This is a genomic window from Ventrimonas faecis (genome assembly GCF_040096075.1).
GTDB classification, from domain to species: Bacteria; Bacillota; Clostridia; order Lachnospirales; family Lachnospiraceae; genus Brotaphodocola; species Brotaphodocola faecis.
The window spans coordinates 1-13,779 of sequence record NZ_JBBMFJ010000015.1 but is presented as its reverse complement, the minus strand read 5'-3'; the positions used below and the strand labels follow the sequence as shown (position 1 = coordinate 13,779).

The 13,779-nt window shown below is 51.7% G+C and carries 12 protein-coding genes; 11 read left to right on the top strand and 1 reads right to left on the bottom strand.

Annotated elements, in window-relative coordinates; translation table 11 throughout:
* The first annotated feature begins 270 nt into the window (after positions 1-270).
* From WMO41_RS08285 to WMO41_RS08245, 9 genes are all read left to right on the top strand, one after another.
* Positions 271-1,557: an O-acetylhomoserine aminocarboxypropyltransferase/cysteine synthase family protein gene (locus WMO41_RS08285; protein WP_349229354.1), complete on the top strand. Its 1,287-nt coding sequence runs from the start codon at positions 271-273 to the stop codon at positions 1,555-1,557.
* A 116-nt stretch (positions 1,558-1,673) separates the two neighbouring features.
* Entirely contained in the window at positions 1,674-2,606 is a 933-nt protein-coding gene (gene cysK / locus WMO41_RS08280) for a cysteine synthase A (RefSeq protein WP_177292891.1), read from the top strand.
* Between the two features lie 26 nt (positions 2,607-2,632).
* On the top strand, positions 2,633-3,061 hold the full coding sequence (locus WMO41_RS08275) for an Rrf2 family transcriptional regulator (RefSeq protein WP_177292892.1): 429 nt from the start codon (positions 2,633-2,635) through the stop codon (positions 3,059-3,061).
* Between the two features lie 452 nt (positions 3,062-3,513).
* Entirely contained in the window at positions 3,514-4,533 is a 1,020-nt protein-coding gene (locus tag WMO41_RS08270) for a methionine ABC transporter ATP-binding protein (RefSeq protein WP_349229353.1), read from the top strand.
* On the top strand, positions 4,523-5,188 hold the full coding sequence (locus WMO41_RS08265) for a methionine ABC transporter permease MetI (RefSeq protein ID WP_177292894.1): 666 nt from the start codon (positions 4,523-4,525) through the stop codon (positions 5,186-5,188). Before WMO41_RS08270 ends, WMO41_RS08265 begins: the two co-directional genes overlap by 11 nt.
* 132 nt (positions 5,189-5,320) lie before the next feature.
* Positions 5,321-6,214 (top strand): MetQ/NlpA family ABC transporter substrate-binding protein, encoded by an 894-nt coding sequence (locus WMO41_RS08260; protein WP_349229352.1) that lies wholly within the window; start codon positions 5,321-5,323, stop codon positions 6,212-6,214.
* A gap of 104 nt (positions 6,215-6,318) precedes the next feature.
* Entirely contained in the window at positions 6,319-6,585 is a 267-nt protein-coding gene (locus WMO41_RS08255; RefSeq protein WP_494338436.1) for a PRC-barrel domain-containing protein, read from the top strand.
* 129 nt (positions 6,586-6,714) lie between these two features.
* The gene (gene nrdR, locus WMO41_RS08250; RefSeq protein WP_349229350.1) at positions 6,715-7,176 is read left to right on the top strand and encodes a transcriptional regulator NrdR; all 462 of its coding nucleotides are present in this window, start codon (positions 6,715-6,717) and stop codon (positions 7,174-7,176) included.
* Between the two features lie 17 nt (positions 7,177-7,193).
* Complete coding sequence (locus WMO41_RS08245; RefSeq protein ID WP_349229404.1) at positions 7,194-7,697, top strand: YqeG family HAD IIIA-type phosphatase; 504 nt, start codon at positions 7,194-7,196, stop codon at positions 7,695-7,697.
* A gap of 87 nt (positions 7,698-7,784) precedes the next feature.
* Here the strand turns inward: WMO41_RS08245 and efp are convergent, their stop codons facing one another.
* The gene (efp, locus tag WMO41_RS08240; protein WP_349229349.1) at positions 7,785-8,342 is read right to left on the bottom strand and encodes an elongation factor P; all 558 of its coding nucleotides are present in this window, start codon (positions 8,340-8,342) and stop codon (positions 7,785-7,787) included.
* Between the two features lie 186 nt (positions 8,343-8,528).
* Between efp and argS the strand changes: the two genes are divergently transcribed.
* Positions 8,529-10,295 (top strand): arginine--tRNA ligase, encoded by a 1,767-nt coding sequence (gene argS, locus WMO41_RS08235; RefSeq protein WP_349229348.1) that lies wholly within the window; start codon positions 8,529-8,531, stop codon positions 10,293-10,295.
* Between the two features lie 79 nt (positions 10,296-10,374).
* On the top strand, positions 10,375-13,611 hold the full coding sequence (locus tag WMO41_RS08230) for a DEAD/DEAH box helicase (protein WP_349229347.1): 3,237 nt from the start codon (positions 10,375-10,377) through the stop codon (positions 13,609-13,611).
* Positions 13,612-13,779: the final 168 nt, after the last annotated feature.

Sequence of the window (13,779 nt, the reverse complement as noted above, 5' to 3'; positions counted from 1 at the left end):
TGAGCGCTCAGCAACAGATGAAAGTCGTGAACTGAAAACAGGATAGAGACAAGTGAGGAGAAACTTTCTGACAACAGAGGGTTTCTCCTTTTTATTTTGCATGAAATTGTATTTATAAAAAAACACCTATAAACCTATTGACATAGTGGGTTGAAGAAATTATAATACAGAACAACGAAACACCTACAGAGATACAGGGTAATTCAAAAAATGAGTTACCGAACAGGCGAAAAAGACGTAAGGATGAATTTGGAAAGGCAGGTACATACCATGAGCAAAAATTATAAGTTTGAAACCCTTCAGCTTCACGTAGGACAGGAAAACGCAGATCCGGCAACGGATTCCAGAGCTGTTCCGATTTATGCAACTACCTCTTATGTATTCAAAGATTCCGCACAGGCAGCAGGCCGTTTCGGTCTGACTGAGCCGGGTAACATTTACACCAGACTGATGAACCCGACTTCCGACGTATTCGAGAAGAGAGTCGCAGCCTTAGAGGGCGGCATTGGCGCACTGGCAACCGCATCCGGTTCCGCAGCCATCGCTTACGCAATCCAGAACATCGCAAAGGCAGGAGACCACATCGTATCTTCCACCAACCTGTACGGCGGAACTACCAACCTGTTTGAGAACACTCTGCCGGAGCAGGGAATCACAGCTACCCTGGTAGATCCTGCAGATCCGGAAAACTTCGAGAAAGCGATTCAGCCGAACACCAAGCTTCTCTATGCAGAGACTCTTGGCAACCCGAACTCGGATGTGGCAGATCTGGAAGCAATCGGAGAGATTGCCCACCGCCACGGCATTCCGTTCATCGTAGACAGCACCTTCGCTACTCCGTATCTCTTACGTCCGCTGGAGCACGGCGCTGATATCGTGGTTCATTCCGCTACTAAGTTCATGGGCGGCCACGGAACCGTCATGGGCGGTGTGGTTGTAGATGGTGGTAAGTTTGACTGGAACCAGAACGACAAGTTTCCGGGATTAAGCGAGCCGAACCCTTCTTACCACGGCATCGTGTTCACAGAGGCATGCGGAAATGCGGCTTACATTACAAAACTCCGCACCACGCTGATGAGAGACCTGGGCGCAACCATTTCCCCGTTCAACTCCTTCCTGTTACTGCAGGGCTTGGAGACTCTGTCCTTAAGAGTAGAGCGCCACGTGGAGAACGCGCTGAAGGTAGTGGAGTTCTTAAAGAACCATCCGCAGGTAGAGAAAGTAAACCATCCGTCCCTGGCTACCGGACGTCAGAAAGAGCTGTATGACCGCTACTTCCCGAACGGTGCAGGTTCCATCTTCACTTTCGAAATCAAGGGTGATGTCAATACCGCAAAGAAATTCACCGAGAGCCTGGAGTTATTCTCCCTGCTGGCAAACGTGGCTGATGTGAAGTCCCTGGTTATCCATCCGGCATCCACCACCCACTCCCAGTTAGACGAGGAAGGCCTGCTGGCATGCGGCATCAAGCCAACCACCATCCGCCTTTCCATCGGTACTGAGCACATCGATGACATTATTGACGACCTGAAACATGGTTTTGAGGCAGTAAAATAAGCTGCGTGAAAAGCCTGGGCGCCGCGCTTTTTCCCCCCACATACAGAGCGTGGCGCCCGTAACATTCAGAGACTGACAGAATAAAAAACGTTATACATCGCAAGGAGGACATGACTATGGCAAACATTTACACTTCCGCAGACCAGCTGATCGGAAAGACTCCTCTTCTGGAGCTTACAAATATTGAGAAAAAATTTGGCTTAAAAGCAAAGATTCTGGCAAAGCTGGAGTATTTTAACCCGGCCGGTTCCGTAAAGGACCGTATTGCAAAAGCCATGATCGACGCGGCAGAAAAGAACGGTCAGTTAAAGCCGGATTCCGTGATCATTGAGCCGACCTCCGGCAATACCGGAATTGGCCTGGCTTCCGTGGCAGCAGCACGCGGATACCGCATCATCATTGTTATGCCGGAGACCATGTCCGTGGAGCGCCGCCAGTTAATGAAAGCTTATGGCGCTGAACTGGTTCTGACCGAGGGCGCAAAGGGCATGAAGGGTGCCATCGCAAAGGCCGATGAGCTGGCAAAGGAGATCCCGAACGCATTCGTGACCGGACAGTTCGTAAACCCGGCAAACCCGAAAGCGCATTTTGAGACCACCGGCCCGGAAATCTGGGAAGACACCGACGGTCAGGTAGACTATTTTGTAGCAGGTGTTGGCACCGGCGGAACCATTACCGGAACCGGCAATTTCTTAAAATCCAAGAATCCGGATGTTAAGGTTGTCGCAGTAGAGCCGGAAACTTCCGCAGTGCTTTCCACCGGTGTGGCAGGCGCGCACAAGATTCAGGGAATCGGCGCAGGCTTCGTGCCGGAGGTACTGGATACTAAAGTTTATGACGAGATCATTCCGGTCAGCAACGATGACGCGTTCGCAACCGGCAAGGAAATCGGTAAAAATGAAGGCGTACTGGTAGGAATTTCTTCCGGTGCCGCAGCATGGGCAGCCATTGAACTGGCAAAACGCCCGGAGAACGAGGGCAAGACGATTGTAGTGCTTCTTCCGGATACCGGAGACCGCTATCTGTCCACCCCGTTATTTGCAGACTAATTTAAGAAAAGGATGGTTTGGGGATTATGATGATTTCAACAAGAGGAAGATATGCACTGCGCGTCATGGTAGATCTGGCAGAACATGCCACCGGGGCGTTCACGCCTTTAAAGGAGGTGGCAGAGCGGCAGGATATCTCCCAGAAGTATCTGGAATCCATCATGTCCAACCTGTCCAAATCTGGTTTTGTGGAAGGGGCTCAGGGAAAGGGCGGCGGCTACCGCCTTGTGAGGGAGCCGGAGGAGTACAAAGTTGGCGAAATTCTGCGCCTGACCGAAGGATCCCTGGCTCCGGTAGCCTGTCTGGAGGCGGATGCCAAACCCTGCGCCATGTCTCCGCACTGCCGGACCCTTCCCATGTGGAACCGCCTCAATCATGTGATCAATGAATTTTTTGACAGCTACACCATCGCCGATCTCATGCAGACCGAGGATGGAGGGGACTATGTGATTTAAGTTTGAGGTGCCAGACAACGGTCGGAGCAAACTGCCGTGCTTGCCCGAAGCAGTTTGGGACAACGTTGGCTGATAGGGCGAACGCCCGTCAGCGAGGAAATGCGAAGCATTTTCGAGCTTGCACCGTAAAATTGTCAGAATAACCTTGACAAACTCACCCACCCGGCGTACAATACGCCACATAGGGTAGTAGTATAAGAACTACGGAAACGAGGAACCAGCTATGACTCAGAATAAGACCATGCAGATGAATATGGTTATGATGTGCGGCATGATGATGGACATGTGCCGTATGTTCGTATGCAATCAATTTCATCAGTAATCTGCAAGGTCAGGAAAGAGCATAGAAGAAGCATAAAATCAGAAGCAAGAACACATTCTAAGCCGTAAGCCTGTTGCAGGTTTACGGCTTTTTGTTTTTCGTTTTCGTAAAGCAGGGAAAGGAAAAGAAAATGGCATTAGAGGAAACCATCATCCAGTTAAAGCACATGGGCAAGGAATTTAAGACGGCCAACGGGCCGGTGAAAGCCCTCGATGACATTAATCTGGAAATCAAACGGGGAGAAATCTTCGGAATCATCGGTCTTTCCGGCGCGGGAAAGAGTACCCTGGTGCGCTGTATCAACATGCTGGAGATTCCAACCTCCGGCGAGGTATTGTTTGAGGGTGAAAATCTGGCGGCATTAAGTGAGGCGGGCCAGAGAAAGGCAAGACAGTCCATGGGCATGATCTTCCAGCAATTCAACCTGCTGGCCCAGAGAAATATTCTCCGGAATGTATGCTTCCCCATGGAGATCGCGGGAGTTCCAAAGCAGCAGGCGAAAGCGCGGGCCATGGAGCTGTTAAAGCTGGTTGGACTGGAAGACAGGGCAAAAGCCTATCCGGCACAGCTTTCCGGCGGACAGCGCCAGAGAGTTGCCATTGCCCGGGCCATTGCCACCAACCCGAAGGTGCTCCTTTGTGATGAGGCCACCAGCGCACTGGACCCGAATACCACCAAGTCCATTTTGGAGCTGATCAAGCAGATCAACCGGGACTTAGGCATTACGGTCATTGTCATCACCCATGAGATGGCGGTGATTGAAGCCATCTGTGACCGGGTAGCCATTATCGACCACAGCCAGATTGCCGAGTTCGGCCGGGTATCGGAAATCTTCTCCGAGCCGAAATCGAAGATTGGCCGTCAGCTGATTCTGGGGGACGCGGTGGAAAATGTGAAGTTTGACAAGTCCAGAAAGATCCGCATCACCTTTGACGGACGCTCCTCCATGGAGCCGGTTCTGGCCAACATGATTTTAGCCAGCAAGGTTCCGGTGAATATCCTGTACGCTTCCACCAAAGACATTGGAGGCACGGCTTATGGACAGATGATCATTCAGCTTCCGGAGGACGAAGCGGACGCGGCAAGAGCCCTGCATTATTTAAAGACCGTGCAGGTGCCGTATGAGGAGGTGAACGGCGATGTTATTTAGTCAGCAGATTTTGGAACTGATCCGCAACGGAATCGGAGAAACCTTATGTATGGTGATCATTTCCACCATTGTTTCCTACATCATCGGAATCCCACTGGGCATCATCCTGGTGGTGACCGATAAAGAGGGCATCCGCCCCATTCCGGCACTGCAGAAGGTGCTGGGACTCATCATCAACCTGCTCCGGTCGGTGCCGTTCCTCATTCTTCTGATCATGATGATCCCGGTTACCAGAAAGTTGGTGGGAACGAGCCTTGGCTGGAAAGCGGTCGTGCCGCCGCTGGTGGCATCCGCGGCGCCCTACATTGCCCGCATGGTAGAGTCTTCCTTTAAGGAGATTGATGCCGGTGTCATTGAGGCAGCAAAGTCTATGGGAGCTTCCACGTTCCAGATCATCTGGAAGGTTCTGCTTCCGGAGTCAAAGCCGTCCCTCTTAATCGGAGCGGCTATCTCCACCACCACCATTCTGGGCTATTCCGCTATGGCAGGCGCGGTTGGCGGCGGCGGACTGGGCGGCATTGCCATCAACTACGGTTACTACCGTTATGAGACGGACATCATGCTGGTGACGGTAGCCATTCTGGTCATCATTGTCCAGGTTATTCAGGAGATCGGCATGAGACTGGCAAGAAAGAGTGACAAACGAATCCGGTAGAGCGTTTGGACAGGGGAGAAAACCTGACAAACCGGGCCGGAGACAAACAGACAGCGGATTTAGCAGCCGGTCACACGGCTGTCGGCCAAAGGCCATATAAATCAAATTTATTTATCGAGGAGGATAAGTATTATGAAAAAGAACATTGGTGTGATCGCAGCAGCATTCCTGGCAGCAGCAGCCCTGACCGCATGCGGCGGCAGCAAACCGGCTGAGACCACTGCAGCAGCAGAGGCAGCAGAGACTTCCGCAGCAGAGGCAGAGAGCAGCGAAGCAGCAGAGGAGACCACCGGAGATCTGGAGGATCTGACCGTAGGCGCAAGCCCGGCACCTCACGCAGAGATTCTGGAGGCAGCAAGAGAAGAGCTGGCAAAGAAAGGCTACAACTTAAAGATCGTGGAGTACACCGATTACGTTCAGCCGAACCTGGCACTGGACGCAGGTGATCTGGATGCAAACTATTTCCAGCATCTTCCATATCTGGAGCAGTTCAATGAGGAGAGAGGAACCAAGTTAGTAAGCGCAGGCAAGATCCACTACGAGCCGTTTGGTATTTACGCAGGCAAGACCGCAACCCTGGATGCACTGGCAGACGGCGCAAAGGTAGCAGTTCCGAACGACGCAACCAACGAGGCCCGGGCCCTGCTTCTTCTTGAGGCAAATGGCCTGTTAAAGCTGAAAGATGGCGCTGGCTTAAAAGCAACCAAGACCGACATCGTAGAGAACCCGAAGAACCTTGACATCCTTGAGGTTGAGGCAGCACAGGTTCCGCGTTCACTTCCGGATGTTGACATTGCGGTTATCAACGGCAACTACGCAATTGAGGCTGGCTTAAAGGTATCTGACGCACTGGCAGTAGAGGCTTCTGACTCTGAGGCAGCAACTACCTATGGTAACGTTGTAGCTGTTCAGGAGGGCAAGGAAGAGGATGCGAAGACCAAAGCACTCATGGAGGTTCTGACCAGCGACGCAGTCAAAGAGTACATCGAGCAGACCTACGAGGGCGCTGTTGTTCCGTTATTCTAATCAGCAGACGAAAATGAAAAAGAATGCGCCAGGCCTCCTTTAGGAACCGCCTGGAAACGATACGCATAGACTACAGTAAGAACGTTTTGTTCCGGATGTGGCCTATGCGTATGTTTGATTTAAAAAAAAAAGAAGTCATCAACATCTGCGACTGCAAAAAGCTGGGGTTTGTGGGCGATGTGGAATTTAACCCGGAAAACGGCTGCATCACCCATCTGATCGTTCCGGGGCCTGGCTGCCTGTGCGGAATCTTCGGGCGGGAGAAGGAATACATCATTCCGTTCAAGGACGTGTGCCAGATCGGGGATGACATTATTCTGGTGGAGGTTAAGAAGCTGAAGGACATCGAGAAACCGTGCAAGTGCGATTAGGTTTGTGCAACGCATGAACTGTGACTGGGTATGTCAGTTTTATAACGGTTTCGTGCTTTAAAAATACTTGCGTCCATGTAAAGGATGGGTTAAAATAATGACAAAAGTGATACACAGGAGGAAAACAACTTGAAGTGTCCATTTTGCGGCGCAGCAGATACCAAAGTCATTGATTCCCGTCCGGCAGAGGATAACAGCTCCATCCGCCGCCGCCGTCAGTGCGTGGTCTGCGGAAAGCGCTTTACCACATATGAGAAACTGGAAACCATGCCCCTCATGGTCATCAAAAAGGACCAGTCCCGTGAACCGTATGACCGTTCCAAAATCGAGGCGGGGGTGGTGCATTCCTGCCATAAGCGGCCTGTCTCCATTCAGCAGATCAACCAGATGATCGATGAAATTGAGAACGAGATCTTTACCATGGAAGACCGGGAGGTGGAAACCTCCGCAATCGGAGAACTGGTCATGCAGAAGTTAAAGCAGCTGGATGAGGTAGCCTATGTGCGCTTTGCGTCGGTCTACCGGGAATTTAAGGATGTCAACACCTTTATGGAGGAGCTTGGAAAGCTTCTGGAAAATAAGCGAAAGTAGGACAGGGTACGATTGTGATATTAGAACCATTTTATCCCAGAGAATGGGTGGACAGCACCTATGAAATCGACTGGGAGGGCTGGAAAGAAAAAGGAAAAAAGGGAGTCATTTTTGATATTGATAATACCTTGGTTCCCCACGGTGCTCCGGCGGACGAGCGTGCTCTGGCTTTGTTTGAGCAGCTTCACGGACTGGGATTTCAGACCCTTCTTCTCTCAAACAACAAGGAGCCGCGGGTGAAGTCCTTTGCCGGGCAGGTTCATTCTCCTTACATTTACAAGGCCGGAAAGCCGGGAATAAAAAATTACAACCGGGCGGTAGAAGAGATGGGACTTTGCAAAGACGAGGTTTTGTTTGTGGGAGACCAGCTCTTTACCGATGTGTACGGCGCGAACCGGGCCGGAATTTATGGGATCCTGGTAAAACCCATCAATCCGAAGGAAGAAATCCAGATTGTGTTAAAGCGGTATCTGGAGGCGGTTGTGCTGTATTTTTATAAGCGTGATAGAAAGAAAAATTAAAAAGCAGCAAACAAAAAAGAGGCAGTTCCCGGAAAAGGAATTGCCTCTTTTGCGTTCGGTTGATTTGACCGGAAACTGTGCGGAGTATTAAACTCTGGACAGGTACTCACCGGTACGGGTGTCGATCTTGATCTTGTCACCGTTGTCAACGAACAGCGGAACGTATACGGTTGCGCCAGTCTCAACGGTTGCCGGCTTGGTTGCGCCCTGAGCGGTATCGCCCTTGAAGCCCGGCTCGGTGTTGGTGATCTCAAGCTCTACGAATAACGGCGGCTCTACGGAGAATACTTTGCCGTTGTAAGAGCAGATCTTAACAACCTCGTTCTCCTTAACGAACTTTAATGCGTCACCGATTACGTCGGAAGCAAGAGCCATCTGCTCGTAGTTCTCCATGTTCATGAAGTTGTACAGATCGCCATCCTCGTACAGATACTGCATATCGACACGGTCGATTCTTGCGGACGGGAATTTCTCGGTCGGACGGAAAGTTCTCTCTACTACTGCGCCGGTCATAACGTTTTTGATTTTGGTTCTTACGAATGCAGCACCTTTACCCGGTTTTACGTGCTGGAACTCTACGATCTGGTATACGTTACCCTCGATTTCCAAGGTAATGCCGTTTCTAAAATCACCTGCTGAAATCATGTGATATTCCTCCTTGAATTTGCGTACTCGCTATTAATCTACTATATTCTATACTAAAAGACATGATTTTTCAACTGTTTTTTGGCTTAAACAGGCCTTTTCTTGCATTTTGACCTTAAATCGGGTATAATAATAGTTCAGTATGAAGAAAACGTTACAGTGAAACCAATCAAAGGAGAAACAAAGGTGAAAAGAATTCTGGATCTGATCGCGGACGAGATGAAGTCTGCATTTACCGCCTGTGGCTACGACGCATCCTACGCAAAGGTTGTCTTATCCAACCGCCCGGACTTATGTGAGTACCAGTGCAACGGCGCTATGGCAGCGGCCAAGGCATATAAAAAGAAACCGATCGACATTGCGAATGAGGTTGTTGAGAAATTAAGCGGAGACGGCATGTTTTCCGAAATCAATGCCGTAATGCCTGGTTTCATCAACATCCGTTTAAATACCGCTTATCTGGCTGATCTCATGAACGGCATGGCAAAGGAAGAGAAGCTTGGCGTGGAGGAAGAGGGCCACGGAGAGACTATTATCGTGGACTACGGCGGAGCCAACGTGGCAAAGCCGCTCCATGTCGGCCACCTGCGTTCTGCCGTTATTGGTGAGAGCGTAAAGCGCATGGGCCGTTACTTAGGCTACAACATGATCGGTGACGTACATCTTGGTGACTGGGGCCTGCAGATGGGCCTCATCATCGAGGAACTGCGTGACCGCAAGCCGGATCTGGTTTATTTCGATGAAAACTACACCGGAGAATATCCGTCCGAGCCGCCGTTTACCATCAGCGAGCTGGAGGATATCTACCCGACTGCCAGCGGCAAGTCCAAAGTAGACGAGGCTTTCAAGGAGCGTGCGCAGACCGCTACCTTCAAGCTTCAGAAGGGCTATCCGCCGTACACTGCCATCTGGAAACATATCATGAGTGTTTCCCTGGCAGACTTAAAGAGAAACTACGACAATCTGGACGTTCATTTTGAACTCTGGAAAGGCGAGAGTGACGCGGAGGAGTATATTCCGTGGCTGATTCAGGACCTGCAGGACAAGGGTCTGGCATACGAGAGCCAGGGCGCTCTGGTTGTAGACGTAACCGAGCCGACCGACTCCAAGGAGCTGCCGCCGTGTATCGTGCGCAAGTCTGACGGTGCTGCCCTGTACGCAACCTCCGATCTGGGAACCATCATCCAGCGTGAGAAGGATTTCCATCCGGTCAAGTACGTTTACATTACCGATAAGCGTCAGGAGCTTCACTTCAAGCAGGTGTTCCGTGTGGCAAAGAAGGCCGGCTATGTAAAGCCGGAGACCCCGATGATCCACATCGGCTTTGGTACCATGAACGGCAAGGACGGCAAGCCGTTTAAGACCAGAGAGGGCGGCGTGATGCGTCTGGAGCACCTCATTGCGGACATCGATGAGGCTGTTTACAACCGCATCATGGAAAACCGCAGCATGGATGAGGCAGAGGCAAAGGAGACCGCCAAGATTGTCGGCCTTGCAGCCTTAAAATATGGTGACCTGTCCAACCAGGCAGCCAAAGATTACGTGTTCGATATTGACCGCTTCATCTCCTTTGAGGGAAATACTGGTCCGTACATTCTGTACACCATTGTTCGTATCAAATCCATTCTGGGCAAGTATGAGGCACAGAACCCGGGCACAACGGCAGAGACCATTCTTCCGGCAGCCAGTGACGCCGAGAAGACTCTGATGCTGGAGCTGTCCAAGTACAACGATGTTATGGAGAATGCGTTTGCAGAGACCGCGCCGCACAAGATCTGTCAGTACATCTTCGACCTGTCCAACGCCTTCAACAGCTTCTACCACGATACCCGCATTCTGGCAGAGGAAGACAAAGCGCGCCAGGCAAGCTGGATCGCCCTCATTACTCTGGTAAAACGCGTGCTTGAGGTATGCATCCAGGTACTTGGATTTGAAGCGCCGGAGAGGATGTAATTTGACGTTACAGCGAAGCGGAATCGAGCTGAGCAGGCATGTCACGTATTTCACCAGTATGCGCAAGGAGGCACTTTTTATGAAGATAACGGAGTCTGCCACCAGCACATTCTGGAAGGGAGAGCAGGGAATCCGCGCCTCCGTCCAGGATGGAGACAGCTTATATAAGGTGAGTTTATATGTCAAGGGTAGTCAGGTTCGTGACTACTCTTGTTCTTGTGTAAATGGAAATTCCTACCGGGGCATGTGCGCGCACGCAAAGCTTGTGTGGGAACAATGGAAAAAAGAGCAGGAGCAGCATTCCGGCCGTCCTGTCTCCACATCGCAGGAGATCCGTACCATGATCCGGGAGTATACCAACCGGGAAGTGGCAAAGATCATTGAAGATGCGGAGGAGACAGAGATCCGGCTGGTGCCGCGCCTGATGTTAAAAAACGGTTCTGCCAGTCTGGAATTCAAGCTTGGCCGGGATCGTTTTTATATTATAAAGGACCTGATGTCCTTTGCGGAGGCAGTACGCACAGGAGCCAGCGTATCTTATGGAAAGCAGCTGACCTTCCATCACAGCCTGAATGCCTTTGCGGAAGAGGACCGGGAGCTGTGTGCCCTTCTTCTGGAGCTGGTGCAGGTTTATCAGGAACATTTTGAGCAGTTCCGGAAGAGTTCGTTTGTCACCATGCAGGGGCTTCGCACTCTGAATTTAAACCGCGCTAACCGGGACCGCTTTTTCCAGCTTATGGAAAACCGGGATCTGGAGGTGGAGTTTGGCGATGGCAGCCACTGTAATGTGAAGGTAAAGCAGGAGTGCATGCGCCTGCCGGTACAGATCCGCCGGGCGGGCCGGGATGGCATTGCCGTTTCGATCGATCAGGAGCTCTTTGGTATTCCGGGGGAGCGGGGCTGGTATGTGGGAAACGAGACAAGCCTGGTGTGCCTGGATGAGACAGAATCCCGGGAGCTGGGCGTGTTCCTGGAGCAGGTATTAAAAGATAAAAAGAGCCACACTCTGGATATTCAGGACCGCGACATTCCGCTGTTTTACGAGCGGGTACTGCAGAAGATTCTTCCTTACGCGGAGCTTACCGTCCACGATGTGGATCTGGAAAGCTACCGTCCGAAAGAACTGAAGGCGCAGTTCTCCTTTGACAGCACCGGTCCGGACGAGATTACCATGAAGCCGCTGCTGTCCTACGGCGATTTTTCCTTCTCTCCGCTCAACGATGACAAGGTGCCTCGGATCATCTGCCGTGATGTGCCGGGCGAGTTTAAGATCAGCCAGGTCATCACCCGGTATTTCCAGTACCGGGACGGCGAGTCGGAGTATCTGGTCATCCGGAACGATGAGGAGGCATTGTACCGCCTGCTCTCCGAGGGCATGGAGGAATTCATGGAGCTGGGGCAGGTGCTGGTATCTGATGCAGCCCGGAAAATTCGCGTCCTGCCATCCCCGCAGGTAAAGGTGGGCGTACAGACTGCCGGAAGATGGCTGGAACTGAGTGTAGACGCCGAGGGCATGTCCCGGGACGAGCTGCTGGATATCTTATCCGGCTACGATCCGAAAAAGAAGTATTACCGTCTGCGCAGCGGGGAGTTCTTAAATGTAGATGAAAATGGTCTCATGACGGTGGCCCGCATGACGGACAGTCTCGGTATTGGAAGAGAGGAGCTTTTGTCCGGTCTGGTCAAGGTTCCGGTTTACCGTGCCCTGTATCTGGACAGTGTATTAAAAGAGGGCAATGGCATCACCTTTTACCGGGATAATCTGTTTCGGGCCGTGGTCCGCGGTATGAAGTCCGTGGAAGACAGCGACTATGTGGTTCCGGCGTCTTTGCAGCAGGTGCTGCGCGGTTATCAGAAGACCGGCTACCGCTGGCTCAAAACGCTGGACGTAAATGGATTTGGCGGCATTCTGGCCGACGATATGGGCCTTGGAAAGACCATCCAGATCATTGCGCTGCTGCAGGCCGAGGCAGAGGAGCACCCGGAGTCCCAGTCTCTGATTGTATGTCCGGCTTCCCTGGTCTACAACTGGGAAAATGAGTTAAACCGGTTCGCGCCGGGACTCACCGTGCAGACTGTGACGGGCACTGCGCCGGAGCGGGAGAAGATATTGAAAATCGCGGCGCAGCTCGGAACGGAGCACCTGGAAACAGCTGCTTCGGAGACAACTGTTCAGGCAGATGCCCAGGAATCAGCAGAGGCCATCTGCCACCCGCAGATTCTCATCACCTCCTACGACCTCTTAAAACGTGATATCGCCTGCTACGAGCCATTTCAGTTCCGGTTCCAGGTGATTGACGAGGCTCAGTACATCAAGAATCCGCTGACTCAGAGCGCCAGGTCAGTGAAGCTGATTAAGGCCCAGACCCGCTACGCCCTGACCGGTACGCCGATTGAAAACCGTCTGTCGGAGCTGTGGAGCATTTTCGACTATTTAATGCCGGGATTTTTATTTACCTATTCCCGGTTCCGCAAGCAGTTTGAGTCCCCCATTGCCAAAGACGGAGATCCGTACGCACTGGAGAGCCTGCGGCGGCTTTCCGGCCCGTTTGTGCTGCGCCGTTTGAAGAAGGATGTTTTAAAAGATCTTCCAGACAAGCTGGAGACCGTGGTGTACTCTATGGCGGAGAAAGAGCAGAAACAGCTCTACACCGCCCATGCCCTGGCTTTAAAGGAAGAACTGGAGCAGATGAGCGGCGATACCTACGGAACCGAGCGCATTCAGGTGCTGGCAGAGCTTACAAAGCTGCGCCAGATCTGCTGCGATCCGTCATTGTGCTTCGACCGCTACAAGGGCGGTTCGGCCAAGCTTGACACCTGCATGGAACTGATTACGGGAGGCATCGCGGGAGGCCATAAGATCCTTCTGTTCTCCCAGTTCACGTCCATGCTGGAGTTGATCGGACAGCGGTTAAAGAAGGAAGGCATTGCCTTCCATGAACTGACAGGCGCAACGCCGAAGGAAGAGCGAATTCGCATGGCCGGAGCATTTCAGACCGATGAGACGCCGGTATTCCTGATTTCCTTAAAGGCAGGAGGAACCGGCTTAAACTTAACAGCGGCCGACATCGTGATCCACTACGATCCGTGGTGGAATGTGGCAGCCCAGAATCAGGCCACCGACCGCGCTCACCGTATCGGACAGGAGAAACAGGTATCGGTATTCAAGCTGATCATGAAAGATACGGTAGAGGAAAATATCTTACTGCTTCAGGAACAGAAGCGGGATCTGGCAGACCAGATCATTTCCGGAGAGCAGGTATCCATCGGCAGCCTCAGCAAAGACGAACTGCTTAAGATCCTTTCTCCGCAGTAAAGGTACGGAACAGAAAAATTATTCCCGTACAGAAAATGCCAGGGGCGCCGAATTGGCGCACCTGGCATTTTCGTTACTTTATAATATTGTTATTGAACTAAGTCGCTGCGCGACGGCCTGCCAAGGTTGTTGCGCAGCTTTTTCTTTCTCAAATAAAAAAGCAGTGAC